This window comes from Burkholderia sp. THE68 (genome assembly GCF_009938265.1).
GTDB lineage: Bacteria > Pseudomonadota > Gammaproteobacteria > Burkholderiales > Burkholderiaceae > Caballeronia.
Map to the genome: position 1 here is coordinate 664,807 of NZ_AP022319.1, position 25,049 is coordinate 689,855.

Consider the following 25,049-nt stretch of genomic DNA (forward strand, 5'->3'; position numbering starts at 1 on the left):
GAACCGAACTGTCAGAAGAAGCGAACAGCACCGAGCGCAGCAAACGAGTTCGGCTCAGCCCTGAATTCGCTCGAATTGGATTACTGCTGAAATACCGCCTTGAGTTTCTCGGCCGAGAGCGCGGACGAGAAGTCAGCATCAGGCGGTGCGTTGGAGTCACATTTCGGGTCCATGCCTTTCGCGCTGTCGGCATACGGGACTGGAAATGCCGCCAGCGGCTCGTTGTTCTTCGTTCCTTGGAAGTCGGCGACGCCGCGACGGCCTGCGAACCGGATGACCGAGGTTGTTCCATCGAGCGAGAAGTATGGGAACGCCTTGCCGGCCTTCTTCATGTCGAGGTACTTGCAGTTCAACTCGTTGTTACTTGCATTGGTCGCAATGGCTGGAACCGGCAGGTGCGCCTGTTCAAACGCCTTGACGGTGGCAAGCGCGGTCACGCCGTAGTCGGTCGCAACACCATCAATCTTTGGATACTTCGCAATCAGACCGGAAACAGCCTTCTGCGCGTCGACGGGGTTCCAGTTCGTGACAATGAAATTGTTGTCGAGGAGCTTCAGTTCTGGGTACTTCGCGAGCTGGGTCTTGAAACCATCAAGGAAGATTTGTGAGGACATCGCCCCCGGCGCACCACCGAGAAAAACGACATTGCCCTTTTTCAGATTCGCACCGTACCAGTCGGCCCAAACCTGTCCCATGCGATACACGTCTTCCGTGACGTTGGCTGCGTAATCCTTTCCTGGATTACCGGAAATCTTGGCGAGATAAGGTACGACCGTCACGCCTGCTTTCGTCGCCGCCCGCATCGCAGGGATTTGCGCAGCGCCGAAGTCCGGAAACACAACCAGCACGTTCACGCCTTGCGCAACCATGCTGTTGATGTCCGAGTTCGCTTTTTGTTGGTCGCCGTTCGCATTGGTGTACATGAACTTCTTGAAGTTCTTACACCGGCTCACCTCGTCCTTCAGTTCAGCGGCTGCCGTCTTTCGCCACGTGACACCACCGAAACCGTCCGACAGGCCCACCACCATCGGCTTCGTGCCACACATAGAACTGATATCGCTCTGATTCGTCACCAAGGCCGATTCGGCCGACATGGCCGGGATGGAAGCAGACGCGGCGAGAACACCTACCGCAAGCAGTTGCGCGGAATACAGACAGATATTTTTCATCGTCTCCTCATCTCTTATTGGGTCGAAGTCCTTGATTGAAGCTGTCTTCAACAGACTTGCAGCCAATATATGAAAGGAGACGCGGAGCTTCGCGACTCAGCACGACATATTCGATGGCCTCTGCGCGCCAAGAAATATGCATATCCCGAGCCGTAGGACTGGCGGATTTCGACGGCAACCTGACAGCACAAACCAAGGGTTGACCCCGACGAACTTAAACATAAGCAATAGCATTTGTAGATGTAGAATTCTAAACTACTGCAGGTTGACGACCGCCGTCTTCGTTTCACCTGATGTTTTGAATTGCGACGGTAGGAGGAATACGCGCGTATGGATGACCTGCTGTCGAAAAAGATGCTCTGGCTCCTCGGTACCTGCTGTTTCACGAGCATGGCCACGATGAGAGTGTGCGATTCGTTGCTTCCATCGCTGCAGACGGAGTTTGGGATAAGCACCGGAAGCGCTGCGCAGACAATTTCTTCGTTCGCGTTGGCCTACGGCATGATGCAGCTGTTTTTCGGTCCACTCGGCGACCGATTTGGCAAGGTGAAAGTGGTCTCCCTCGCCACACTCGCCTGTACGGTGGGAAATGTCGCAGCAGCCTTCGCATTAGGGATAGACCAGCTACTCGCCGCTCGGATAATCTCAGGCGCGGCTGCGGCTGGCATTGTGCCGTTGACGATGGCGTGGATTGGCGACACCGTGCCTTATGAACGACGTCAAGAAGTGCTCGCAAAGCTGCTCGGGGCGACCGTCTTCGGCATGATTGCAGGACAATGGCTCGGCGCCATACTGGCTCAGACGTTCAGTTGGCGCTTCTCGTTTGGGCTCTTGGGAGCAATCTCGCTGCTCGCAGGGACATTAGTCCTGTGTGACCGAAACGAAAGGTCAAGGCCAAAGTCCGACGCCAAGAAGAGTTCCGGACGCCGTGCGACGGAAGTGCTGTCGATTCCATGGGCGCGTACGGTTCTCTTCGTTACCTTCGTCGAGGGTGCTCTCGCCTTCAGCGCACTCTCGTTCATACCCAGCTTTTTGCACTCTGCGTTTAACACGCCCATGGCGGAAGCCGGTGGGATTGTCGCGCTCTACGGCCTTGGTGGACTTCTATATAGTAAATGGGCACGTCAGTTGGTGCATCGTCTCGGGGAAAGCTCGCTAGCCAAACTAGGAGGGGCATGCCTCGCTCTGTCCTATGGTGCTCTGGCGTTAGTCGATGGGTGGCATTGGACCTTGCCAGCCTGTGCACTAGCGGGCTTCGGATTCTACGCCCTGCATAACACGCTCCAGACTCATGCGACCCAAATGGCCCCCTCCGCACGAGGCACCGCCGTCTCGCTTTTTTCGTGTTGCCTCTTCTTTGGGCAATCCCTCGGCGTGCTTTGCGCCTCATGGTTCGTCGACCGGTTCTCGGCTCGACCGGTTTTTATCATCTCCGGCTGCGGCCTTCTCGTGCTGGCATTTACGTTTTCTGCCCTAATAACCAGGCAGACTACCAGGCTCGTCCGAACGTAGGTGCGCTGCGTCAAAGCGTCCGGCTACCGCATGTCAACTTGGCTGGAGGGACTAATATGCTGCGCTTTCGGGGACGAAAAAAGTCGGATGAGTTCATCATCCGACTTCAACGTCAATGAGTAGCCAAACTCAATTCTCTTGCAGCACCCTTTCCGATGTCTGTTCATAGCCGAGGTAATCAATGTATCCCTCGTCTCCTCCGCCGTAGAAGGTGGAATGGTCAAACGGTGTGAGCGGCCACTTGTTCTTGAAACGCTCGACAAGGTCCGGATTCGAGATGAAGGGGCGCCCGAAACCAGCCAAGTCGGTAACTCCGGAAGCTACGAGCTCTTCTGCGGTCTCTTGGGTTAGCGAACCTGCAATGACCAACGTGCCCTTGTAAGCGCTACGGAACTTCCTGATAAAGTCTCTCGGAATGGCAGCCACAGTTGGGTCAATGTTGCACAGCGACTCCTGGTCGCTGAGGTGGACATATGCGAGGTTTCGCTCGCTGAGCTTTTCCGCCAAAGTGAGCCAAGTATTCTCCTCGTCGTCAAAGCTGTGCATGTCGTGAAGACGACCGTATGGCGCCAACCTTATGCCGACCCGATTGCTGCCGATAGCCTCAGACATCGCGTCAACTGCGTCAAGGACGAAGCGCAAGCGATTCATGGTGCTACCGCCGTATTCATCGGTCCGGGTGTTGCAACTTGCACTGATGAACTGTTCGAAGAGATACCCGTTGGCCGCATGAATTTCGATTCCATCGAACCCCGCTTCCATCGAATTCTTCGCCGCAGAGACGAAGTCCGACGTGACGCGCGCAATGTCCTCTTTGGTCATCGCTCGCGGCGTGCTAACGGGCACAGGTCCCGGCTGCCCTTTTTCATCGTAGCCGAAACAGGTGTAGCCCTCGGCGGGGGCGCCGACCGACGAAACGGGAAGAGCCCCGTTTTCCTGCAAGCTGACGTGCGAGATTCGGCCGACGTGCCAGATTTGAATGAAAATCTTGCCGCCCTCCTCATGTACACCTTTGGTGACCGCCTGCCATCCCTTTATCTGCTCGGGCGTATGAATCCCCGGGGTGAAGAGGTAACCCGTTCCTTCCACTGAAATCTGCGAGCCTTCAGTCACTATCAGACCCGCACTCGCGCGTTGGCGATAATAGAGCGCGGTGCTGGCATCCGGTACGGTGTCACGTGCTCGAGACCTTGTCATCGGTGCCATGAGAACGCGATTCGCCAACCGCGTCCCATTCATGTCGTAGCTTTCGAGCAATTTACTCATTGGAACCTCACTTCATAGTTTTTGAAAAAAACGCGTTTGGCAATCAGTCGGTGCTCAGAGAGATGACGAAGCTGTCCCTGAGCACCGCTCTTGCGACGCTTGAATCGTCCGGCGCCTTACCAGGATTCCTTGACAAAGGGCGACTTGACCCAGCCATCCGTCCAAGGCGACGACTGGTCGATGGTTCCCGTGATTTCTTCGAAGAACCATTGCTCGCCAACCTTGACGAGTTTGTCGCTGTACTTGCCCGCTAGAACAAACGCTTCCTCCTCGGGCTTCTGAGGCGTAGACGCCATCGTCAACAGGCAGACGAGATAAAACGTCGCATCAGCCCTCTTGCCGTCGGCACTCAGAGTGACAATCGGTGACGAAATGTTGTGCTGTCCCCAAGCGATGCCCTCCTTGAGATTGCGGCAATGCTGCTTGATACCGGCCTTGCCTTTCGCTTCTCCGCCGACACCCTTAATGACCCAGAGACCGTCCTCGGTGAATAAGGATGCAATCCCTTCCGGGTTGTATCCATCGTCAAGGTGGCGTGCATATGTCGCTTTCAATTGCTTGATTGCTTCAACGTCTTCGACGCGCTTGACTCGTTCTTCCAGACTGAACTCTTGACTCATGATGCTCTCCTTCAACGTTGGATTTCCGATAGATGTACTAATCGTGTTGGTTGCTTGTTAATATGAAATCAACTTTCCGTTACTGTGTGAATACCGCCTTCAGCTTGTCGACGGTGAGACTCGAAGAGAAATCCGCATCAGGCGGCGCCGCTGAATCGCACTTGGGAGCGATACCCGCACCGCTGTCTGCGTAGGTATACGGGAACACCTTGAGCGGCTCGTTGTCAGTCGTACCTTGATATGCGGCAACACCGCGACGCGCTGCGAATCGAATGACCGTGGTCATGCCATCAAGCGAGTAATACGGGAATGGCTTCCCCGCCTCCTTCATCGACACATACTTGCAGCTGAGTTCATTGTTGCTTGACCCTGTCGCGATAGCAGGAATCGGAAGATTTGCGTGCTGGAAGGTTTTGACTGCAGCGAGCGCCGTCACACCGTAGTCGGCCGCGAGTCCGTCAATCTGTGAATATTTGGCAATCACGCCTTCAACGGCTTTAGGGGCATCAATCGGATTCCAGTTCGTCACGACGAAATCGTTCTGAACCAACTTGAGGCTTGGGTATTTCGAAAGATGCGTCTTGAACCCCTCGAGGAACGTTTGCGATGCCGGGGCACCGGGGATACCACCGAGGAAGACGACGTTCCCTTTCTTCAGGTTCTGGCCAAACCAATCAGCCCAAGCGCCGCCGATGCGAAGCAGGTCGGCGCTGACGTTCGCCGCGTAGTCTTTTCCAGCGACGCCGGGAAGTTCAGCCATGTATGGAATGACCGTGACGCCTGCGCGCGTGGCTGCACGCATGGCGGGAATCTGCGCCGCACCAAAGTCAGGGTAGACGATGAGGACGTTGACGCCCTGCGCCACCATGCTATTGATGTCTGAGTTGGCTTTTTGCTGGTCTCCATTGGCGTTCATGTAGATGAACCGCTTCAGGTTTTTACAGCGGCCAATTTCATCTTTGAGCTCTGCGATGGCAGTCTTGCGCCATGTGTTGCCGCCATAGCCGTCTGACAGACCCACGACCATGGGCTTGCTCCCGCACATCGTGGTAATGTCCGCCTGTTTCTGGACAGAAATAGACTCCGTCGCCATCGAAACCGACGTAGTCGCCGCGACAACACCGCCGACAAGTGCACCCACGGAACATTTAAAAAGCGTCGCCATCGTCTCCTCCATTTGGAATATGGACTTCATCAATCAACATCGCATCAACGTCTCTGCGCCGACTATAGGAGCGCAGTCGACCGCCTTCACGACTTGACGCGCCATATTCTTTTGCCTCTTCACGCCAGCCGGAGGTCGGACATGTTCCCGTCGCGCCGACGTTGGACAGGTGAGGCCCGCTTTTCAAGGCGCTCAAGACGAGTGCAGGATTTCGTTGAAGATGAAGATTGCCGCCGGTGAGGGATAACACTGAGGCGATGGCCGGCGAGCAATTGCTCACTGGGCGGCGTAAAGCGCCGCCCACACGGTGGACGAGAAGCGAAAGGAGTCTGTTCCAGCAGAGAGCAGGAAGACGTGGAGCGACGCCAAGCTGGTGACCTGAGTGGATTAGCGGATGGCAGAGTTGGAGGCGTTTTGCTCCGTCAACAATTTCGTGGTCTCTAGAAGGCTCGTCGCGAGCGTACCTTTCCACGCGACGTCGAACGTACCGGCAACACCAAACAGCGTAAGGACGAGAACTATCTCTCCGCTACCGTCAAACACCGGCGCGCTGATACTGTTGATTCCAGGAATTGGCATTCCTTCGCCACGCGCAAGACCTCGCTTCCGTACGTCAGCAAGGATACTTTCGAATTGCGTACGGGTCAGATGCTCCCCTTCGGGGGTTTGAGCTCCGATATCCTTCTTCACGAGCTCGTCGAGCTGCCGCGCGTCCTTGAAGGCCGCGAAAACACGGCCCGTAGTCGAATGAGCAAGGGACATCACGGTACCGACGTGAATGCCAGCGTGAAGGGACGCAGCCGGTTCGATGCTTTGCAGGACGGTAGGACCCCGGTCGCCCCAAGCTGCAAGGAGCACGCTCTGCTCGACCCGAGTTGCGAGGTCGATAGACGGCTTCATGGCGTTTCGAACCGCCGGAACCATGCGCAAAGCGTGGAGGCCCATCCGCAACGAAAGCGGACCGGGCTCGAAGCGCGATGTCACAGGGTCCCGCTTTACCAAGCCGGTCCGCAAGAGGCTGACCATGTAGGTAAAGACCTGGTTGGTCGGAATGCCGCTACGTGCGCTGAGCTCCGCGAGCGTGACCGGCTCGCCCGCATCTGCGAGGTACTGAAGGAACCGACCGCCAACTTCCATGCTCTGGATGCCGCGCTGCTCCTTCCGCTCACTCGAATCGTGACTTTCCGCATTTTCTTTTGCACGCTGCTTCGTTACCATGCAATCCTCTGCTGCACGAGCTTAATGTGTAGTACGCTGATTTTACCGGCTCTTCGTACGCGACGAGGAAGCCTTTCCTGAGTTGCACACTGCTGAAAAACACGCATGGACACCGATAGCACCGAGAAAGCCCAACGAGGAATCCAGTCTGTTGAAGTCGGCAGCGAGATTTTGCTTGCGCTGACTCATTCGGATTCGCCGATGGCGCTCAAAGAGATTGCTCAGGTCACAGGCATGCCTCCCGCCAAGCTGTTTCCTTATCTCGTTAGCCTTATCAAGCTGCAGCTCGTACAACGGGTGGAGCCGTCGGGCGACTACGCGCCCGGCGCTCTTGCACTACGACTTGGCCTCTACGGGCTGCAACGTTTGAATCCCCTCCGGGAGGCAGAGCAGGACGTCCTAGCCCTCGCTTCAAAGACCGGTCAAAGCGTGTTCCTGACCACCTGGGGACCAAACGGACCCGTGGTCGTTCGGCAGGAAGACCCGTCGTACCCGCTACATTTGACTCTGCGAGTCGGAACCATTATGTCACTCGTCAATACGGCGACGGGCCGGCTGTTCGGCGCGTATATGCCGGAACCGTTGGTTCAGAAAGCGTTGGAGGATGAGGGAATTCGTCTGAGCGGCGCTGTCAGCCTCAAAACTGCGGACAAACAGGAGCTCTTCCGTCAGTATGAGAGGATTCGCGAAGAAGGCATGACTAGGACGTCGGGTCATCCTTTGCCGGGTGTGAATGCTATTGCCGCGCCTGTTTTCATGTTCAACGGCACCATCGCACTCGCTATCACGCTCGTAGGTCCTGCCGGCACATTCGACACGCGTTGGGACGGCGACCTCGCGCTGACCCTGCGCCAAACCGCAGCCGACTTGTCTTACAGACTCGGCTATTCGGCGACGCAGGGCAGCGAAGTTTGATATTAGCGCTGGAAAGCCAGCGTCCCGACCGGCGCAGAACCTGCGCCGGGGAATTCTCCGGCGTCACAATCGGCAATCGCCGTTCCGGCGATGTAGCCGAACGTGAGTGCCGGTCCCAGCGTGATGCCTGCTCCGGGATAGTTTCCTCCCATGATGCTGCACGCGTCGTTACCCACCGCGAAAAGACCGGAAATCGGCGCTCCGTCCTTTGAAAGCACGCGACAGCTAGCGTCGGTCTTCAGGCCAGCGAACGTGCCGATATCGCCAATACGCACCTTTAGTGCATAGAACGGACCGCGCTCAATCGGTGCAACACAAGGATTCGGGCCATGCAGCGCATCGCCTTGGTAGCGGTTATAGGCGAGGCTGCCCTTTCCAAACTGCGGGTCTCGGCCAAGTCTTGCCTCTTCGTTGAAGCCCTCGACCGTCCGATGCAGACCATCGGCATCGACGCCAATCTTTCGCGCAAGTTCCTCGACTGATTTGCCGCGGACAAGGTAACCGGTGCGCAGATAGCGCCCAACGAGCATTGGGAATGGGGCTGCGCTGCCCAAGCCATAGGTGCGCAGGGTCTTGTGGTCACAGATAAGGTGGGCCGAAATCTCTACGCCCGGCTCAGTCGCGGCCACAAGCGCCTGGACAAAATCGTGATACGAATTGCCCTCATTCGTGAAGCGCCGACCGTTTTTGAGCACGGCAATCACGCCAGGCTTCGCGCGGTCGATGAAGTGCGGCATGATGCCCGTCGTTCCATCTTTGCGCTTGAGCAGCGACACCGGGACCCAGGCGGCTGCATTAGGAAGCGTTGTGCTCACCTCGCCCCCGACTGACTCAGCGAGGCGCAACCCGTCCCCGGTGTTTCCGGTCGGCGACGGCGAGAAGTGCTCCTGCCCGGTGGGCGCATGCGGGAACATCTGCTTGCGTCGCTCGATGTCGTACGGGAAACCGCCAGATGCCAGCACGACGGCTCGCTTCGCTATCACATGCACCGGCCTGCCCTCGCGACTGAGGACCGCTCCGGTGACCCTGCCGCGCTCGAACGTCAGCGAGCTAGCCTTGGTATTGAGCCACAGGGGAACGTTCAGGTCGAAAAGCGACTTCGCAAGGCGGCCGGAGAGCGCGTTCCCGTTCGTCAATGTCATGCCGCGTCCATGCTTCATGACGTCTGTGAAATGCTTCGAAAGACGTTTCGTGACGTACCAAGCGGACTTCAGCGACTTTGTGACGCGCATGAAGTGCACGATTTCCTTGCCTGAGCCAAGCATCATCCCGAATACCGTCAATTCCGGCAGAGCTGGAGCAAGGTTCTTAATATGGTCTCCGAGTTCGCGACCATCGAAAGGCCGCGTGACCATCGAACGACCGCCTTGTCGTCCACCGGGAGCTTCGGCGTGATAGTCCGGGAACACCAGCGGCATGTCAAAGCGGACAGCTGTTTTCGTGGTGAAGTACTCCACCGCCTCGGGACCGTACTTCAAGAAAGCGTCGACACGCTTTTCGTCAAAACTATCACCTGCTTCGTGAGAGAGGTAGGTCTTCGCGCTCCCCTCTGGCTCGTAGATGCCCTGTTGAGTTGCCAGATAGGTGTTCGGAATCCAAAGCCAACCACCGGAACGCGCAGTCGAGCCGCCAAATTTCGGCTCTTTCTCGATAACAAGAACCTTCAGACCTTTCGAGGCAGCCGTCACCGCTGCCGACATCCCCGACGCGCCCGAACCAATGACCAGCACGTCGCACTCGTAATCCTTCTCCACAGGCATTGCCTTTCTCCCAGGAAGACGCATCAATGGGACGCGTCGAACGTTCATTCCCCAATTCGACGCCACCCTGGCGCCCATGGAAGAATGGTACGCGGTTTTTTGCTCTTTGCAATCTAAATTGCGTAGGTATAATTTCCGGTGCTCTGGAAACTCTCGCGTCACCAACCCAGTGAGACATCGGCGTGCATTGGGGAAATTGTCTATATGCGATTGCATTCTCCTATGTATAATTCAATGAACGACTGCAGCGGGCGCTACGGCGCGGCGCAGGCCCCCATGAACTTTCCAAATTGAGGTAGGACCATGTCAGAGAAGAAATTCGCGTCCCACGCGGATGTGGAGGAGAAGAAGGTCACGTTCGAGCAGCTTTCCGAGCATGCCTACGCTTACACCGCTGAGGGCGACCCGAACACAGGCATCATCGTCGGTGACGATGCGGTGCTCGTGGCCGATACGCAAGCAACCCCGGTGATGGCCCAAGACGTCATTCGCCGTATTCGCGAAGTCACTGATAAGCCCATCAAATACGTGTTGCTGACGCACTATCACGCTGTTCGGGTGCTCGGCGCGTCTGCCTACAACGCAGAGCAAATCATTGCCAGCCAAGACACGTACGACCTGATTGTCGAGCGCGGCGAACAAGACATGAAGAGCGAAATTGAGCGCTTCCCGCGTCTGTTCCAAGCGGTCGAATCCGTTCCGGGACTGACTTGGCCGACTCTTACCTTCCAGAAGAAGATGACCCTCTGGATGGGGAAGCTTGAAGTCCAGATTCTGCAACTTGGTCGCGGTCACACGAAGGGGGATACCGTTGTGTGGCTGCCGCAAGAGAAGACGCTTCTCTCCGGCGACCTCGTTGAATACGGTGCGACGCCGTACGCCGGGGATGCGTACTTCCAGGATTGGCCCGCGACGCTGGATGCAATCGCCGCGCTGAAGCCTGAGAAGCTTGTACCGGGTCGAGGCGCTGCTCTGAAGACCCCGCAAGAGGTGGCCGATGGTCTTGCAGGCACTCGCGCCTTCGTCAGCGAGCTCTATAGCAAGGTCAAGTCGGGCGCGAGCCAAGGCAAAGACTTGAACGCAATCTACAAGGACACCTACGCCGAACTCAAACCGAAATTTGGCGAATGGGTCATTTTCGACCACTGCATGCCTTTCGACGTCACGCGTGCACACGACGAAGCCACTCAGTATCCCGACCCGCGAATCTGGACCGCACAGCGCGACAAAGAGATGTGGGAAACGCTGGAAGGCTAACTGTCGTAGATTCGCTGGTCGCACGCCGCGGCCAGCGCAATGGCTAGCGAATTTCTTCGGAGCAACATGGTGGAACAGCCGACGCAAGAAGCATCACTTCAATTTGAGCCGATTCCGTCGGCGACACCTTTGCGCAACGCTCAACTGAAGCGCGCGCCGACGGAGTCAGCGCACTCCGCACACCCAGCAGGTTACCAATCCGGATTTGCAAGCGAATTTGCGACCGAGGCCATTCCCGGGGCTCTTCCGATTGGTCGCAACTCCCCTCAGCGCGCGCCGTACGGCCTCTACTCCGAGCAATTCTCCGGCACGGCTTTTACTGCACCTCGTTCTCACAATCGCCGTTCGTGGCTGTACCGCGTGCGCCCTGCCGCCGTGCATATGCCGTTCACCTTGATGGAAAACAGCAGGCTGGTCGGCGACTTTTCCAGGGTACCTCCGACGCCGCCCAACCAGCTGCGTTGGGACCCACTGCCTATTCCGGCGAACCCGACGGATTTTGTTGACGGTTTGGTAACAATGGCTGGCAACGGGTCTGCAGAGTCGATGTCAGGATGCGCCATCCACTTGTATGCGGCGAATCGGTCAATGTCGAATCGATTCTTCTACAGTGCCGACGGCGAATTGTTAATTGTGCCTCAGGCAGGTCGGCTTAGCATTGCAACCGAGCTTGGACTGCTCGACGTCGCGCCACAGGAAATTGCGGTCATTCCGCGTGGCACGAGATTCCGCGTCGAGTTGCCCGACGGCGAAGCGCGCGGATACGTCTGCGAGAACTTCGGCGCCTTGCTTCAATTGCCGGACCTTGGACCGATTGGGTCGAATGGCCTGGCGAATCCACGGGACTTTCTCACGCCACTCGCCGCGTACGAGGTTCGTGAAGGACAGTTCGAGCTGGTCGCCAAATTGAATGGAAACCTTTGGCGTGCTGATATCGGTCACTCGCCGCTGGACGTCGTCGCATGGCATGGAAACTACGCACCTTACAAGTACGACCTCCGTCGGTTCAATACGATTGGCTCAATCAGTTTTGACCATCCGGACCCCTCCATCTTCTTGGTCTTGCAATCGCCCAGCGACACGCCGGGCGTCGACTCCATTGACTTCGTCATCTTCCCGCCGCGCTGGCTCGTCGGCGAGGACACGTTCCGCCCTCCCTGGTTCCATCGCAACGTAGCCAGCGAGTTCATGGGTTTGATTCACGGCGAGTACGACGCAAAGGCAGAGGGTTTCGTACCTGGTGGCGCGAGCTTGCACAACTGCATGTCAGGGCACGGACCGGACGCGGGCACGTTCGAGAAAGCATCGTTCTCTGACACGTCGACGCCGGCCAAAGTCGACTCCACGATGGCGTTCATGTTCGAGACTCGCACGCTCATCAAGCCGACGCAGTTTGCCCTCGAAACCTCTCAGCTTCAGAACGAGTATTTCGAATGCTGGCAAGGCCTCACAAATCGATTCAATCCGGAAGCGAAGTCATGAATGCAAGCACAGGCGAGGACGACGTCGTAGTCCAGACTACACGGGCTAGGCTCAAGAGTTGGGTCGAATCCGCTAATGATGGCAAGACGGATTTCCCTATCCAGAATCTTCCGTTCGGCATTTTCAGTGGCGGCGGCTCCGACGCTCGCCGCGTTGGTGTCGCTATCGGTGATTGGATTGTCGACTTGGCTGCGCTAGAAGCATCTCGCGCCATCTCGGTCCCTTACACGGTAGTCGACGATGATGGAAATCCGAAGAGCGTCTTTCAACAGAAGCGACTCAACGATTTCGTGGCACTTGGTCGTCCGGTCTGGCGCAGCCTGCGCGGCCAGCTGTCCGCATTGCTGTCGACGGATGTAGGTACGTTGCGCGACAACGTCGAACTTCGTGAACGTACCATGGTGCGGCAGAGCGACGCGACGATGCATCTTCCGTTCGAGATTCCGGGATACACGGACTTCTACTCATCTCGTGAACACGCAACGAATGTCGGCTGCATGTTCCGAGACCCGAAGAACGCTCTCATGCCAAATTGGCTTGAGATTCCCATCGGGTACAACGGCCGTGCATCATCGGTCGTCGTCAGCGGCACGCCTGTGCGTCGTCCGAACGGGCAGCGCAAGGCGCCTGAGGATGCACGCCCGACGTACGGACCTTCGCGCAAGCTCGACATCGAACTGGAAACAGGTTTCTTCGTTGGCGTCGGCAACGCACTAGGCGCACCCGTTCATGCCAAGGATGCCGATGGCAATATCTTCGGGATGGTGCTCCTCAACGACTGGAGTGCCCGAGACATTCAGCAGTGGGAGTATCAGCCGCTGGGACCGTTCAACTCGAAGGGCTTTGCCACGACCATCTCGCCGTGGGTCGTGACGATGGATGCGCTTTCGCCGTTCCGCGTCGAACAACCGGCGCAAGAGCCGGAGCCGTTGGGTTACCTTCTCGGCGCGTCTCGCGCGGGCGTGGACCTCGAACTCGAAGTCCTGCTCAAGCCAAAGTCCGCTGACACGGCGACGACGATTGCACGTACGAACTTCAAGTACATGTACTGGACTATGGCGCAGCAACTGGCACATCACACATCGGGCGGCTGCAACACCCGCGTCGGTGATTTGATGGGCTCGGGAACAATCAGCGGACCGGAGTCTGCAGGTCAACCTGGCATTGGCACGTTCGGAAGCTTGCTTGAGCTGACCTGGAACGGCCAGAAGCCGCTCGATGTCGGCAACGGCGAAGTCCGCAGCTTCATCGAAGACGGGGACGAGCTCACTTTGCGTGGCTGGTGTCAGGGTGACGGCTACCGCGTGGGCTTCGGGTCATGCGTCGGCGAAATCTTGCCCGCGCTTGAGACGGCCGAAGCGGAGACCGTTGCATGAAGCTGTACAGCTACTTCCGCAGCTCCGCCTCGTATCGTGTGCGCATCGCGCTGGCGCTGAAGGGATTGCCGTACGAGTATGCGGCGGTCCACCTGCTCAAGGGTGGTGGCCAGCAACTGTCCTCCGTTTATCGTTCGCTCAATCCGGACAGCCTTGTCCCGACGCTCGAAGACGGCTCGCAGGTGCTCACGCAATCGCTCGCCATTGTCGAATACCTGGATGAGCTTCACCCCGAGCCGGCCTTATTGCCTTCCGACCCGGCGGACCGTGCCTACGTGCGTTCCGTGGCGTTGCAGGTAGCGTGTGAAATCCATCCGCTGAACAATCTGCGTGTGCTTCAGTACCTGAAGAGCAAACTCGGCATCACCGAGGAGCAGAAGACCGAATGGTATCGGCACTGGGTGGACGCCGGCTTCGCATCGCTGGAAGCTCGACTCAGTAACGATGAGCGCGCGCAGGACTACGTCTTCGGTAACACGCCGACTCTGGCGGATATCTCCTTGGTTCCTCAGGTATGGAATGCGCGGCGGTTCAACATTCCGCTCGAGAACTACCCAACTGTCGTGGGCATTGCTGACAGAGCAATGGCGTTGGAAGCGTTTCGACAAGCTGAACCAGCGAATCAACCGGACGCAGAGTAAAAGTTCAGAACAGCCAGCAGACGTGCTGGCTGTTTATTCTTGCTTTTCCGCCGGCCGATGGCGGCTGCGTTCGGAGCCCGAGTCGTGACGCAAATCCTACCGGCGCTCGTTTGACTCCCTTCACACCAGGAAACAATCAGAGCGTCGATTGCTTCGCCTGCAACGCGCTGCGTGCATCTTGCGAACCTTAACTGGAACGATTCAAGCTTCGCGTGCGACCGTGAACCGCTCGCGCTTGTGCTTCGGATTCTCAATCTCATCGACGACAGCGACAGCAAAGTCGGCAACCGAGATGCCGGCCGGCTTGTCCTCCTCCATCAACAGATTTTCATGACCAACACGGTAGGTTCCTGTCCGCTCGCCTCCTGCGAGCAACGCGGGGGGACTTACGAAGGTCCAGTCAAGAGCGGTGTTACTGCGGATTGCGTTCAAAGCGTCCCGCGCAGCCTGTGCACCGAGCACGATGTTCGGCGGCACGTGTGCTTTGAAATTTTCCGTATCCACAAGCTGCACGCCGGGAGCAACAAACAAGCTTCCGGCTCCGCCCACCACAATCAGTCTTCGGACGTCACTCGCTTCCACGCCCTCGACGATTGCCGCGCTTCCACGCATGAAATTGTCGTAGAGGTCCGGGTCTTTCCAACCTGGATTGAACGCAGACACAACAGCATCGTGACCACGAACGGCGGCAGCAACGGAGTCGGGGGAATAGGCGTCGCCCTCGACGAACAAAGGCTGTTCTCCAGTTGATGCCGGGGGAGCCTTTCGCGCGAGCGCCGTGACCACGTGCCCTCGTCGAAGCAACTCTGTTTGGATGTGCTTGCCCACAAATCCGGTTCCACCAATCAACGCAACTTTCATCTCGACCTCCAAGAAATAGTGTGAGAGAGACGTTAGCGCTTGTATGGCTGCTTTAAAATACCCAGAAAATGACAAGGTGTTTTAAGCTGAGGTTCAGAATGAACGACTTGCGACCTCTCTTCGTATTCGCTGAAACGGTCTCACGAGGTTCGATGAGCGCCGCAGCCGCGCGGCTAGGCATGACGCCCTCTGCGGTCAGTCAGACAATCAAGGGTCTGGAGCGACAATACGGCGTCACCCTGCTTCATCGGTCAACGCGCAAGCTGACGTTAACGGAAGACGGACAGCGGTGCTATGAGCATTGCCTTCGATTGAAGGAAGCCTACACAGCGGCGACCGATTCCCTGTCGGAAGCGCGCGATGCGCCAACGGGCGAGCTTCGTATCGCAGCCCCAATCGGGTTTGGCTCGTATGTGGCACCGGCGCTGGCGCCGATACTCACTGACTGGCCCGAACTGCGTCTGAGATTGCTGGTGAGCGACGAGATGGTCGACCTCATTGACGCACGAGTCGACCTCGCCATTCGGGTGGGCAAACTCACTAATTCGGATTGGGTCGCCCGCAAGCTCTGCGAACTCGAGATGATTCTTTGCGCATCGCCAGCCTATTTGGAACGTCATGACACGCCGACTCGTCCCGAGGACCTGACCGCCCATCATTGGATTGCATCGGAGAAAAAGCTCGTGGGCTCGCAGGATGGAGACCAAGCATCGGAAGACGCATCGTCGTCGACCACGCTGACGCTGCAGGGGAAAAATGGCAAAGTTGAGAACGTAACCGTGGACGTGCGGATAGCGACGACCACCCAAGCCACCCTTCAACAGATTTGCGAGCAGGGGTTAGGCATCGCGCGCGTGCCTCACATCGACGCCTATCTGCAAATTGAGCGCAACCAGCTCGTGCAGGTCCTGCCTACTTGGAAGCTACCAGCTCTTCCGGTGACGCTTGTGTCGCCCCGTCGCGAAAGTGAGCCGGCTAAGGTGCGGGCAGCTATAAGGGCGCTGCGCGCATACTTCACGCAGCTACCGACCGAAACGGTCAGGCTCTGAATGCAAATGATGACCAATCGGACCCCAAGCGTTATGTTGTATCCGTAGTCGCCGAAGAACGGCGGACAAACCATTGAGTACGCTGCGCCATCGGCGAAGCGCCCCTTTCATGCGTTTCAAGCGACGGAAGTATCGTCGGTACCGCTCGTCATCCGTTGGAAATCTCACGGCCGCGACATCGGTGGTCAGAGCAAGACCCCGACGACTGGTGGCAAGCCTCTGGAATAGCGCTTTCGACGCTACGCAATAGCCATTCCGATGCGTTCGCTCGCGTACAGGCCATCGGCCTGTCAGGGTAGATGCACGGTGCTGTTCTGCTGGGCGCGAGTGACCAAACGTTGCGTCCAGCGATACTGTGGAATTTAAAGAGACTCCTTTTTTTGGTTATAGAGGAAGCACTCTACTATGCAAACATACTCTTTTTACGACTTTAGCGAACCAGACTTATATCTGTGCTGCAGCTTCGCAAGATGCCTCCGTCCAAAACGGCGTACGAGGAAAGGTGCGCGGCGCGAAGCCTAGGTTTCTTGCTTGTCTCGAACCCAATCCCTGATGGCGTTAGCAAAGAGATGCAATGCCTTAGGCGTGTGGCGGTTCGCCGGGTAGTAAAGACAGAGACCGGGAAACGTGAGACCCCATCCAGGTAACAGATGGACTAAGTTTCCAGCTGAGACGAGTTGCTCAACCATCGACAACGGGACCCACGAGATTCCGATTCCGCCGAGTGCAGCGTCAACCATCAGGTTCAGATTGCCGAGTGTCATTGGCCCCTTCACGTCTAGGGACGCTCGCTTTCCCCTGTTTTCGAACTCCCACAGATACAAAGCGCCGCTTTCAAATCGGAAGCGGATGCAGCGATGTTTCAGCAAGTCGTCGGGCACTTTCGGCATTCCCCACTCCTCGACATACGCCGGTGACGCGACCGCGACCATTCGCATCTCCGGTCCGAACTGAATCGCGACCATGTCGCGGGGCACGTCATCAAAGACCCGGATACCGGCGTCGAATCCACCTGCCACGATATCGACCAGACGCGTGTCGACGACGAACTCGATTTGGATATCGGGATACTGCTTGAGAAAAGCCGGGAGAATCTCACGGACAAGAAGCCTTCCGCCGGTTTCCGAGCAACTGACGCGTACCGTCCCAGACGGGCTATGCTGTGCTGACGAGACTTCATCCACAGCGACTTCCATCTCGTGTATTGCCGGAGCGACACGAAGCAAGAGTTGCTGTCCTGCTTCGGTAAGGGCCACGGACCGAGTCGTACGGTTAAACAATCGTACCTTCAGGCGCTCCTCAAGGGCACGCATGGTATGACTGAGCGCAGACGGGGTGACGCCTAATGCCCGCGCCGCCGCGCTGAAGCTTCCGTGCTGCGCGATGGCAACGAAGGTAGAGAGGTCGGAGATAGTGGCGCGAGGCATTGATGAATTTTTCTCAATATGCCTTGCAATCATACGCGGATTGTTGAGTTTTAAATGGTGGTCTATCTTCAGGAATTTGCGGTACCAAACGGCACGCCACCTTCGCATGACCGAACTGACAGATTCATCCACAAAACCCAATCTCAACGTTGAGACGCCGCCGTCGCCTGTCGATTCCGTTGAACAATCTGCGGCTATCGCAGACGCGAAGGCTCATCACCTGCGCACGTTGGTCATTCTCAGTTTGCTGATGGCCTTCGCTTCAATTTCCACCGACCTGTATCTTCCTGCGTTGCCGGGGATGGCAGAGTCCCTTCATGCGGACGCGGGTACGCTCGAATACACCATCTCCGGATACCTCGTCGGCTTCAGCCTTGGACAATTGGTGTGGGGACCTATCGGCGACCGGTTTGGCCGAAAGTTGCCTATTTCTGCGGGTCTCTTGCTGTTCGTGCTGGGTTCTGCGGGGTGCGCGTTGTCCACCGACGCGCACACAATGATTATGTGGCCCGCGTTTCAGGCCGTCGGAGCATGCGCCAGCGTTGTCCTGGCGCGCGCAATGGTCCGAGACCTCTATACCGGTGTCCGTTCGGCGCAGATGATGTCCACGCTCATAACGGTAATGGCGATTGCACCTCTGATAGGACCAAGTGTGGGAGGAGTCATCCTGCATCTTGCGTGTTGGCGGGCCATTTTTTGGACGCTCGTGGGTGTCGACCTGTTCACATTGTTAGCGCTGACGGTTTTGCCTGAAACGTTACCGCGGGAGCGGCGGAATCACGAGCCGCTGCGACAGGCGTTCGTCGCCTACGGAACATTGCTCCGAAGCTGGCGACTGTTGGGCTATGCCGGTGCGGGCGGCTTTTTCTATGGCGGCATTTACGCCTATATAGCAGGAACGCCATTCGCTTTTATTACCTACCACCATGTTTCGCCGCAGGGGTACGGACTGCTGTTTGCAGCAGGAATCGTCGGGATTATGGTGACCAACCAGTTGAACGCGCGGTATGTTCGACACTGGGGAAGCGACAACATCATGCGTGCCGGAGCGGTCGCTGCCGCCTTGTCCGGCGTAGCTGTCGCACTTACCTCTTTGACTGATTTCGGGGGTGTCGCCGGCCTCGTCGCACCACTCTTCGTATTTGTGTCGTTGAACGGCTTTATCGTCGCCAATTCGATTGCTGGTGCTATGGGCATCTTTCCGACCCGAACGGGCGCAGTATCAGCACTTATCGGCTCCATTCAGTACGGAACCGGAATTGCCGGCTCTGCTGTCGTGGGCGCGCTTGCAAACGGAAGCCCCTTTCCAATGGGATTGGTAATTGCTCTCATGGGAATTGGAAGCGCCGTGTCTGCGCTCGTCCTGAAAACTCTACAACGCAGCAGCAAACACTCCGTTCATTAGGCTGAAAAAGTGTTCTTCGCGCACGGCCGATTTTTGAGCGCTCGCTAAGTGCAGACAGGCTCTTTTACACGTGGTCACAAGGCGAACTTCTCGCAGACGCCGATAAGACGTCAGGCGTCAACGCAGCTATCCCCTCCCATTGCGAAAATAAGGAGCACGCGCATGGATGACAATACACCCACCCTATCAAGGCGAAACTTTATCATCAGTGGCGCAGCAGCGGCGGCTGCGGTAAGCGTGAGACCTGACCGTGCGCTTGCGGCAACCGGCTCGACGTCTTCCGCAATCGAGCAAAGCGAAATGACCACACGTGTGACGCTTAACGTCAATGGTCAACGTCATACGCTGCAGCTTGACACCCGCACCACATTGCTGGATGCGATTCGGGAACACATTCACCTGACTGGCACGAAGAAAGGCTGCGACCACGGTCAGTGCGGCGCATGTACGGTTCTCGTGAATGGTCGCCGCATCAACTCCTGCCTCACCCTCGCAGTGATGCATCAGAGTGACACCGTCACGACGATTGAGGGCCTCGGCACACCCACCCGCCTGCATCCATTGCAAGCGGCCTTCGTCAAGCATGATGGCTACCAGTGTGGGTACTGTACGCCGGGGCAAATCTGCTCCTCAGTCGGCATGCTCGACGAAGTAAAACGCGGAGTGCCAAGCCATGTGAGCAAGAGCCTGGTCGAGAAGCCGCTGCTGAGCGTCGACGAACTTCGCGAACGCATGAGCGGCAACATCTGCCGCTGCGGCGCCTATTCCAATATCGTCGAAGCCATTACCGAGGTCGCCGGAGGTGCCGCATGAAGCCATTCACCTACGAGCGCGCCAACACCCCAGCCGAAGCTGCGGCGGCTGCGAGCCGGCGCCCCGACACCAAGTTCATTGCTGGCGGCACCAATCTACTGGACCTGATGAAGTTGCAAATCGAGACGCCGCAGCATCTCGTCGACGTCAATGGCCTCAATCTCGACCGAATCGAGGCAACGCCCGAAGGTGGACTACGCGTTGGCGCACTCGTGCGGAACACGGACCTTGCAGCAGACATGCGAGTACGACGTGACTATGGGGTCCTGTCGCGTGCACTACTGGCAGGAGCGTCCGGACAACTCCGCAACAAGGCGACGACTGCTGGCAATTTGCTTCAACGCACGCGGTGCCCGTATTTTTACGACACTAATCAGCCATGCAATAAGCGTCGCCCCGGCTCCGGCTGTAGCGCAATAGGAGGCGCGTCGCGTTCGCTGGGCGTAGTCGGTACCAGTGACTCGTGTATTGCGACGCATCCAAGCGACATGGCAGTCGCTATGCGGGTGCTTGATGCGACCGTGGAAACCGTGAACTCACAGAATCAAAGGCGTCGAATTCCAATCGCTGACTTCCATCGCTTACCAGGAGAGACGCCTCAACTTGAGACGGCGCTGCAGCCGGGCGAGCTGATAACTGCTGTCACGTTGCCGGCTCCGATTGGAGGCGTTCACCTCTACCACAAGGTACGAGACCGGGCCTCATACGCCTTCGCGTTAGTGTCTGTTGCTGCAATCGTGCAGCGAGACGGAACTGGACGTGTCGCGTTCGGTGGAGTGGCACCGAAGCCATGGCGTGTTGAATCTGCGGAAGCGTCTCTTCCGAAAGGGTCGTCGGCTGTCATTGCAAGCGCATTTGCCAATGCGCGACCGACCCCTGACAACACCTTCAAATTGAAGCTCGTCGAGCGGACACTCAGCGCAGTCTTGATTGAAGCGAGGGCTTAAAGATGAAATTTTCGGAACCCGCCACGACCAATCCCATCGACCAGCTTAAAGTTGTTGGCCGACCGACCGACCGCATTGACGGGCCGTTGAAAGCGACCGGCACAGCCACCTACGCGTACGAGCATCACGAGGGCTTTCCATCACCGGCTTATGGCTTCGTTGTTGGCGCAGCTATTGCAAAGGGAAGCATCGCGTCGATGGACCTCAAGGCGGCGAGCGCTTCGCCAGGTGTGTTGACCATCGTGACTGCGGCGAACGCCGGCAAGCTCGGGAAGGGGAAATTCAATACGGCAAGATTGCTCGGTGGGCCGGACATCCAGCATTACCATCAAGCAGTTGCAATCGTTGTAGCTGAGAGCTTCGAACAAGCTCGGGCGGCCGCTTCTTTGGTGCGCGTCGAATACGTCTCGACTTCTGGCGCGTATGACCTCGCACAAGCGAAAGACGGCGCAGGCCTGGCGCGTCCGAGTGGCTTTGGCGGGCCGTCTCAGACGACAGTTGGAGATTTCTCGGGTGCGTTCGATGGCGCACCCGTAAAACTCGACGCCACCTACACGACACCAGACCAGGCGCATGCAATGATGGAGCCGCATGCATCAATCGCCTGGTGGCAAGGCGACTCGGTGAAAATCTGGACGTCCAATCAGATGATTAACTGGGGTGCGGGTGATGTCGCTGCAACACTCGGAGTGAGTCGCGACAAGGTACGACTGATGTCGCCGTACGTGGGCGGCGGCTTCGGTGGCAAGCTTTTCGTTCGTTCCGACGCGGTACTTGCAGCGCTCGGCTCGAAAGCCACTGGACGCCCGGTAAAAGTGGCGTTGACCCGGCCCCTCATGTTCAACAACACGACCCACCGTCCAGCGACGATTCAACGCATTCGGCTTGGCGCTGAGACGGACGGTCGTTTGACGGCAATTGCACACGAAGGCTGGTCCGGCAACCTGATGGGCGGAGGTCCGGAAACCGCCGTCAATCAGACGCGGCTTCTCTATGCAGGAGCAAATCGGCTTACCGCCACTCGACTGGCGCTACTCGACCTACCCGAAGGGAATGCGATGCGTGCACCTGGCGAAGCACCGGGTCTGATGGCGCTCGAAATCGCAATGGACGAGATGGCTGAAAAGCTCAACTTGGACCCGGTCGAATTCCGCGTTCGAAACGATACGCAAGTCGACCCGGAGAAACCTGAACGTCCTTTCTCGCAGCGACAGCTTATCCAATGCATGAAGGTCGGCTCTGAGCGATTTGGCTGGACGCGCCGCAACCCTCAACCGGCGAGCGTCCGCGAAGGTCGTTGGCTCATCGGCATGGGTATGGCTGCAGCGTTTCGAAACAACCTGCTCACGAAGTCCGGTGCTCGTATCCTTCTCGACCGCACGGGTCATCTCACCGTAGAGACGGATATGACTGATATCGGCACGGGTACCTACACCATCCTCGCCCAAACGGCTGCGGAGATGATGGGCGTTTCGATTGACGACGTGACGGTTCGACTCGGTGATTCGTCATATCCCGCGTCTGCGGGCTCGGGCGGCCAGTGGGGTGCTAACAACTCAACGTCCGGGCTCTACGCAGCTTGTGTGAAATTACGCGAGATGGTGACTAGCCGGCTTGGGATAAAAGACTCTGATGCCACATTTGCCGATGGGCACGTGCTTGCCGATGGCCGAGCCGTCTCACTGGGAGACGCGGCAGCGAATGGGGAGCTCGTTGCCGAGGACTTCATCGAATACGGAGATTTGGACAAGAAGTATCAGCAATCCACGTTTGGCGCGCACTTTGTTGAAGTCGCAGTCGACTCTGCAACGGGTGAGGTTCGCGTCCGACGCATGCTCGCCGTGTGTGCGGCAGGCCGTATTCTGAATCCGAAGGCAGCCCGGAGTCAGGTCATTGGCGCCATGACGATGGGCGTAGGCGGTGCGTTGATGGAAGATTTGGTTGTCGATAAGCGACGAGGCTTCTTCGCCAATCACGACCTCGCCGGTTACGAGGTTCCGGTACACGCAGACATTCCGCACCAAGAGGTCATCTTTCTGGATGAAACCGACCCCATCTCCTCGCCGATGAAGGCCAAAGGTGTGGGCGAATTGGGCCTATGCGGCGTTGCGGCGGCGGTTGCGAACGCGGTCTATAACGCCACCGGCGTCCGCGTCAGAGACTATCCCGTCACACTCGATAAACTCCTCGATGGGCTCCCGCCAGTTGCCTAGAACCTGCGCGACGCATCCGCTTACCCAATGAAGCGTGATGCGTCGCGAACGTTGGTCATCGATGTCGACATCGGGTCGTGACAGGACAATAGCCCCAAAAGACATATAGCTTCGTCGGGTTCATAACGACGAGCGGCCTCGTTGCTTGCGAACTCGCTGCACAGGGGTTAGGGGTTGCGCTGGCTGACCCTTTCACCGCCATCCTCTCCGAGCCGTAGAACCTCGCAACCAGAGCGTTCGCCGAAGACGTGCCACTTGAGCACAGTTTCCTTATTTCCATTCGGCAAGACGCTGTCGAAAGCGGCCAGTGTTCTTGCTGACGCTGTGCGAGAAACGGTACTAGGATGCGTGAAGCGACTTCTCTTTCCACCGCTACCACATCCAGAATGTTGCTATAGAACGGTCTCCCTCTGACGTTTCACGCCGAGGTGACAAAAAGGAGTCCAGTAAACCAGGGATGGTTAAATGAAAAAACCAGCAACTTTGACATTGCGGGTGAATTCTCGGATGTCCACGCGAATTAAATCGCAAACGGCTTCGTATGACTTAGGCGGCGGGACGTGCCCCTTCCCAAGCGCGCTGAAGTAGCGCTCGAAGCGGTTTCGCCTCTACCGGTCGTGGATTCCAGTAGGGATTCGAGAGGGCTACCTCGCACGCGTAATCAAGGTCGGTCTCACCGAGACCTATCTCACTGAGGCCTCGCGGCACGCCAAGCTCTTCGTTGAGCTCGTAGAGACCATCCGGTGCCGACTCGACATTTAACGCTCTCGCAATTCTTGCCATCGCGTCGTCTGCGACAGTGCTGTTGTAAGCAAGCGCATGAGGCAAAACGATGGCGTGCGTTTCTGCATGCGGCAGGTTGAAGGTCCCACCCAGCGTGTGGCAAAGCTTGTGATGAAGCGCCATGCCGACGTTGCCGAGTACCATCCCACACAACCACGCGCCGTAGAGACATTCGCTGCGTGCTGTCCTGTCTTTGCTGTTCTTCTTCAATTTGCGAAGACCAGTCGCCAGCGAGCGGATGCCTTCTTCTGCCATCAGCGACATCACTGGGTTACCGTCTTTTGCGTACAAGCCTTCCGCCGCGTGCGCTATCGCGTTCAGCCCACTCACAATCGACAGCCGAAGAGGTAATCCAGTCGTCAGTTCCGGGTCGTACAGGACCGTCTTCGGGATGACCTTGGCGTCACGGCCGGTTTTTTTCAGGCCGCTTTCGGTAATACCGTAGATGGGAGTCATCTCCGACCCGGCGTACGTCGTCGGTATCGCAATAATCGGCAGCGAAGATTCCAGCGCAATCGCTTTCCCAAGCCCAATTGTGGAGCCGCCGCCGATAGCCACAGCACAGTCTGCGCCCACTTCCTTCGCATGTTCGCGCGCGCGACGAGCATTTTCAATTGGAACGTGCATCTGGGCACCGTCAAAGACCCCTGCACTCGAAGGACCGAGCAGAGACGAAACCACCTCCGCTTGGGCCTTTTGCTCCGGCGTACAAAGCACCAGCGCTCGGCGTGCGCCGAGGGTCTCGACTTCTTGTTGAATTAGCTTCATGCTCCCTGCGCCAAAGACAACTCGGGCCGCAGGCGTGGTATAGGTGAACTCATACATTTGAGTGGCTTCCTGTCTCGTCAAACCGTAGAACGCGCTCAGACATAGTCGACCTGATGACGAGCGATACGAACGTCACCGATGACTTGCTTCACCCGCAAATGCTCTGGGTGCGAGGCGTACGCGTCGAGCAACTCTTGGGTCTCGAACTCCGTGTACAGGACGATGTCGCACGCGTAGTCCACTGCGCTGACGTCCAGGCCGACTTCCAGCTTCGTAAGCCCAGGAATCTTCCCGCTCAGGCTCTCAAACGCGGACTTAACGAGCTTTGCCGCTTCTTTTTTCTGCTCGGGCGTGTCGCCGCGAACGTTCCACATCACGATATGCTTGACCATGGTTCCATCC

General features: G+C 57.5%; 22 protein-coding genes. 12 read left to right on the top strand and 10 right to left on the bottom strand.

The window, feature by feature from the left end:
- Positions 1-80: 80 nt before the first annotated feature.
- Positions 81-1,169, bottom strand: coding sequence for a substrate-binding domain-containing protein (locus BTHE68_RS31555; RefSeq protein WP_162070212.1), 1,089 nt, complete (start codon positions 1,167-1,169; stop codon positions 81-83).
- Positions 1,170-1,499: 330 nt separating this feature from the next.
- Between BTHE68_RS31555 and BTHE68_RS31560 the strand changes: the two genes are divergently transcribed.
- The gene (locus BTHE68_RS31560) at positions 1,500-2,681 is read left to right on the top strand and encodes an MFS transporter (RefSeq protein ID WP_162070213.1); all 1,182 of its coding nucleotides are present in this window, start codon (positions 1,500-1,502) and stop codon (positions 2,679-2,681) included.
- 129 nt (positions 2,682-2,810) lie between these two features.
- Here BTHE68_RS31560 and BTHE68_RS31565 read toward each other — a convergent pair whose 3' ends face one another.
- From BTHE68_RS31565 to BTHE68_RS31580, 4 genes are all read right to left on the bottom strand, one after another.
- A complete protein-coding gene (locus BTHE68_RS31565; protein ID WP_162070214.1) occupies positions 2,811-3,947 on the bottom strand; it encodes an alkene reductase in 1,137 nt (378 codons plus the stop codon).
- Positions 3,948-4,063: 116 nt separating this feature from the next.
- Positions 4,064-4,567 (bottom strand): nuclear transport factor 2 family protein, encoded by a 504-nt coding sequence (locus tag BTHE68_RS31570; RefSeq protein WP_162070215.1) that lies wholly within the window; start codon positions 4,565-4,567, stop codon positions 4,064-4,066.
- A gap of 79 nt (positions 4,568-4,646) precedes the next feature.
- Positions 4,647-5,732 carry a substrate-binding domain-containing protein gene (locus BTHE68_RS31575; protein WP_162070216.1) on the bottom strand — a complete coding sequence of 362 codons (1,086 nt, stop codon included), beginning with the start codon at positions 5,730-5,732 and terminating at the stop codon, positions 4,647-4,649.
- 387 nt (positions 5,733-6,119) lie between these two features.
- Positions 6,120-6,950 carry an IclR family transcriptional regulator gene (locus tag BTHE68_RS31580; RefSeq protein WP_162070217.1) on the bottom strand — a complete coding sequence of 277 codons (831 nt, stop codon included), beginning with the start codon at positions 6,948-6,950 and terminating at the stop codon, positions 6,120-6,122.
- Between the two features lie 105 nt (positions 6,951-7,055).
- Between BTHE68_RS31580 and BTHE68_RS31585 the strand changes: the two genes are divergently transcribed.
- Positions 7,056-7,865 carry an IclR family transcriptional regulator gene (locus BTHE68_RS31585; protein WP_162070218.1) on the top strand — a complete coding sequence of 270 codons (810 nt, stop codon included), beginning with the start codon at positions 7,056-7,058 and terminating at the stop codon, positions 7,863-7,865.
- A 2-nt stretch (positions 7,866-7,867) separates the two neighbouring features.
- Here the strand turns inward: BTHE68_RS31585 and BTHE68_RS31590 are convergent, their stop codons facing one another.
- Complete coding sequence (locus BTHE68_RS31590) at positions 7,868-9,625, bottom strand: FAD-dependent oxidoreductase (RefSeq protein WP_162070219.1); 1,758 nt, start codon at positions 9,623-9,625, stop codon at positions 7,868-7,870.
- 303 nt (positions 9,626-9,928) lie between these two features.
- On the opposite strand from BTHE68_RS31590, the gene BTHE68_RS31595 reads away from it, so the two are divergent.
- From BTHE68_RS31595 to maiA, 4 genes are all read left to right on the top strand, one after another.
- The gene (locus BTHE68_RS31595) at positions 9,929-10,882 is read left to right on the top strand and encodes an MBL fold metallo-hydrolase (RefSeq protein WP_162070220.1); all 954 of its coding nucleotides are present in this window, start codon (positions 9,929-9,931) and stop codon (positions 10,880-10,882) included.
- 69 nt (positions 10,883-10,951) lie between these two features.
- Entirely contained in the window at positions 10,952-12,364 is a 1,413-nt protein-coding gene (gene hmgA, locus BTHE68_RS31600; protein WP_232078345.1) for a homogentisate 1,2-dioxygenase, read from the top strand.
- Positions 12,361-13,740, top strand: coding sequence for a fumarylacetoacetase (gene fahA / locus BTHE68_RS31605; RefSeq protein WP_162070938.1), 1,380 nt, complete (start codon positions 12,361-12,363; stop codon positions 13,738-13,740). Before hmgA ends, fahA begins: the two co-directional genes overlap by 4 nt.
- Positions 13,737-14,381 carry a maleylacetoacetate isomerase gene (gene maiA, locus BTHE68_RS31610; protein ID WP_162070221.1) on the top strand — a complete coding sequence of 215 codons (645 nt, stop codon included), beginning with the start codon at positions 13,737-13,739 and terminating at the stop codon, positions 14,379-14,381. Before fahA ends, maiA begins: the two co-directional genes overlap by 4 nt.
- A gap of 201 nt (positions 14,382-14,582) precedes the next feature.
- On the opposite strand, the gene BTHE68_RS31615 is transcribed toward maiA, so the two are convergent.
- Positions 14,583-15,242, bottom strand: a complete 660-nt coding sequence (locus BTHE68_RS31615) for an NAD(P)-dependent oxidoreductase (protein WP_162070222.1) — start codon at positions 15,240-15,242, stop codon at positions 14,583-14,585.
- A gap of 98 nt (positions 15,243-15,340) precedes the next feature.
- On the opposite strand from BTHE68_RS31615, the gene BTHE68_RS31620 reads away from it, so the two are divergent.
- A complete protein-coding gene (locus BTHE68_RS31620) occupies positions 15,341-16,291 on the top strand; it encodes a LysR family transcriptional regulator (protein ID WP_162070223.1) in 951 nt (316 codons plus the stop codon).
- Positions 16,292-16,380: 89 nt separating this feature from the next.
- Positions 16,381-16,590 (top strand): FGGY family carbohydrate kinase, encoded by a 210-nt coding sequence (locus BTHE68_RS37060; RefSeq protein ID WP_286202806.1) that lies wholly within the window; start codon positions 16,381-16,383, stop codon positions 16,588-16,590.
- Between the two features lie 219 nt (positions 16,591-16,809).
- Here BTHE68_RS37060 and BTHE68_RS31630 read toward each other — a convergent pair whose 3' ends face one another.
- Positions 16,810-17,718 (bottom strand): LysR family transcriptional regulator, encoded by a 909-nt coding sequence (locus BTHE68_RS31630; RefSeq protein WP_162070939.1) that lies wholly within the window; start codon positions 17,716-17,718, stop codon positions 16,810-16,812.
- A 106-nt stretch (positions 17,719-17,824) separates the two neighbouring features.
- On the opposite strand from BTHE68_RS31630, the gene BTHE68_RS31635 reads away from it, so the two are divergent.
- The 4 genes from BTHE68_RS31635 (at position 17,825) to paoC (ending at position 23,096) form a co-directional block, all read left to right on the top strand.
- Complete coding sequence (locus BTHE68_RS31635; protein WP_162070224.1) at positions 17,825-19,123, top strand: multidrug effflux MFS transporter; 1,299 nt, start codon at positions 17,825-17,827, stop codon at positions 19,121-19,123.
- Positions 19,124-19,285: 162 nt separating this feature from the next.
- Positions 19,286-19,936: an aldehyde dehydrogenase iron-sulfur subunit PaoA gene (gene paoA / locus BTHE68_RS31640; RefSeq protein ID WP_162070225.1), complete on the top strand. Its 651-nt coding sequence runs from the start codon at positions 19,286-19,288 to the stop codon at positions 19,934-19,936.
- The gene (locus BTHE68_RS31645) at positions 19,933-20,883 is read left to right on the top strand and encodes an FAD binding domain-containing protein (RefSeq protein WP_162070226.1); all 951 of its coding nucleotides are present in this window, start codon (positions 19,933-19,935) and stop codon (positions 20,881-20,883) included. Before paoA ends, BTHE68_RS31645 begins: the two co-directional genes overlap by 4 nt.
- Positions 20,884-20,885: 2 nt before the next feature.
- Entirely contained in the window at positions 20,886-23,096 is a 2,211-nt protein-coding gene (gene paoC, locus BTHE68_RS31650) for an aldehyde oxidoreductase molybdenum-binding subunit PaoC (RefSeq protein ID WP_162070227.1), read from the top strand.
- A 546-nt stretch (positions 23,097-23,642) separates the two neighbouring features.
- On the opposite strand, the gene BTHE68_RS31655 is transcribed toward paoC, so the two are convergent.
- Together BTHE68_RS31655 and BTHE68_RS31660 are read right to left on the bottom strand one after the other, a co-directional pair.
- Entirely contained in the window at positions 23,643-24,704 is a 1,062-nt protein-coding gene (locus BTHE68_RS31655) for a maleylacetate reductase (protein WP_162070228.1), read from the bottom strand.
- Between the two features lie 38 nt (positions 24,705-24,742).
- Complete coding sequence (locus BTHE68_RS31660) at positions 24,743-25,039, bottom strand: Dabb family protein (protein WP_162070229.1); 297 nt, start codon at positions 25,037-25,039, stop codon at positions 24,743-24,745.
- Positions 25,040-25,049 lie beyond the last annotated feature (10 nt).

Excerpts from the sequence above, each read along its gene's own strand:
- BTHE68_RS31580 (WP_162070217.1), bottom strand. The coding sequence starts at position 6,950 with ATGGTAACGAAGCAGCGTGCAAAAGAAAATGCGGAAAGTCACGATTCG.
- BTHE68_RS31615 (WP_162070222.1), bottom strand. The coding sequence starts at position 15,242 with ATGAAAGTTGCGTTGATTGGTGGAACCGGATTTGTGGGCAAGCACATC.
- BTHE68_RS31590 (WP_162070219.1), bottom strand. The coding sequence starts at position 9,625 with ATGCCTGTGGAGAAGGATTACGAGTGCGACGTGCTGGTCATTGGTTCG.
- BTHE68_RS31635 (WP_162070224.1), top strand. The coding sequence starts at position 17,825 with ATGACCGAACTGACAGATTCATCCACAAAACCCAATCTCAACGTTGAG.
- BTHE68_RS31595 (WP_162070220.1), top strand. The coding sequence starts at position 9,929 with ATGTCAGAGAAGAAATTCGCGTCCCACGCGGATGTGGAGGAGAAGAAG.
- BTHE68_RS31585 (WP_162070218.1), top strand. The coding sequence starts at position 7,056 with ATGGACACCGATAGCACCGAGAAAGCCCAACGAGGAATCCAGTCTGTT.
- BTHE68_RS31645 (WP_162070226.1), top strand. The coding sequence starts at position 19,933 with ATGAAGCCATTCACCTACGAGCGCGCCAACACCCCAGCCGAAGCTGCG.
- paoA (WP_162070225.1), top strand. The coding sequence starts at position 19,286 with ATGGATGACAATACACCCACCCTATCAAGGCGAAACTTTATCATCAGT.
- BTHE68_RS31570 (WP_162070215.1), bottom strand. The coding sequence starts at position 4,567 with ATGAGTCAAGAGTTCAGTCTGGAAGAACGAGTCAAGCGCGTCGAAGAC.
- paoC (WP_162070227.1), top strand. The coding sequence starts at position 20,886 with ATGAAATTTTCGGAACCCGCCACGACCAATCCCATCGACCAGCTTAAA.
- maiA (WP_162070221.1), top strand. The coding sequence starts at position 13,737 with ATGAAGCTGTACAGCTACTTCCGCAGCTCCGCCTCGTATCGTGTGCGC.
- fahA (WP_162070938.1), top strand. The coding sequence starts at position 12,361 with ATGAATGCAAGCACAGGCGAGGACGACGTCGTAGTCCAGACTACACGG.
- BTHE68_RS31575 (WP_162070216.1), bottom strand. The coding sequence starts at position 5,732 with ATGGCGACGCTTTTTAAATGTTCCGTGGGTGCACTTGTCGGCGGTGTT.
- BTHE68_RS31630 (WP_162070939.1), bottom strand. The coding sequence starts at position 17,718 with ATGCCTCGCGCCACTATCTCCGACCTCTCTACCTTCGTTGCCATCGCG.
- BTHE68_RS31565 (WP_162070214.1), bottom strand. The coding sequence starts at position 3,947 with ATGAGTAAATTGCTCGAAAGCTACGACATGAATGGGACGCGGTTGGCG.
- BTHE68_RS31555 (WP_162070212.1), bottom strand. The coding sequence starts at position 1,169 with ATGAAAAATATCTGTCTGTATTCCGCGCAACTGCTTGCGGTAGGTGTT.
- BTHE68_RS31660 (WP_162070229.1), bottom strand. The coding sequence starts at position 25,039 with ATGGTCAAGCATATCGTGATGTGGAACGTTCGCGGCGACACGCCCGAG.
- BTHE68_RS31655 (WP_162070228.1), bottom strand. The coding sequence starts at position 24,704 with ATGTATGAGTTCACCTATACCACGCCTGCGGCCCGAGTTGTCTTTGGC.
- BTHE68_RS31620 (WP_162070223.1), top strand. The coding sequence starts at position 15,341 with ATGAACGACTTGCGACCTCTCTTCGTATTCGCTGAAACGGTCTCACGA.
- BTHE68_RS31560 (WP_162070213.1), top strand. The coding sequence starts at position 1,500 with ATGGATGACCTGCTGTCGAAAAAGATGCTCTGGCTCCTCGGTACCTGC.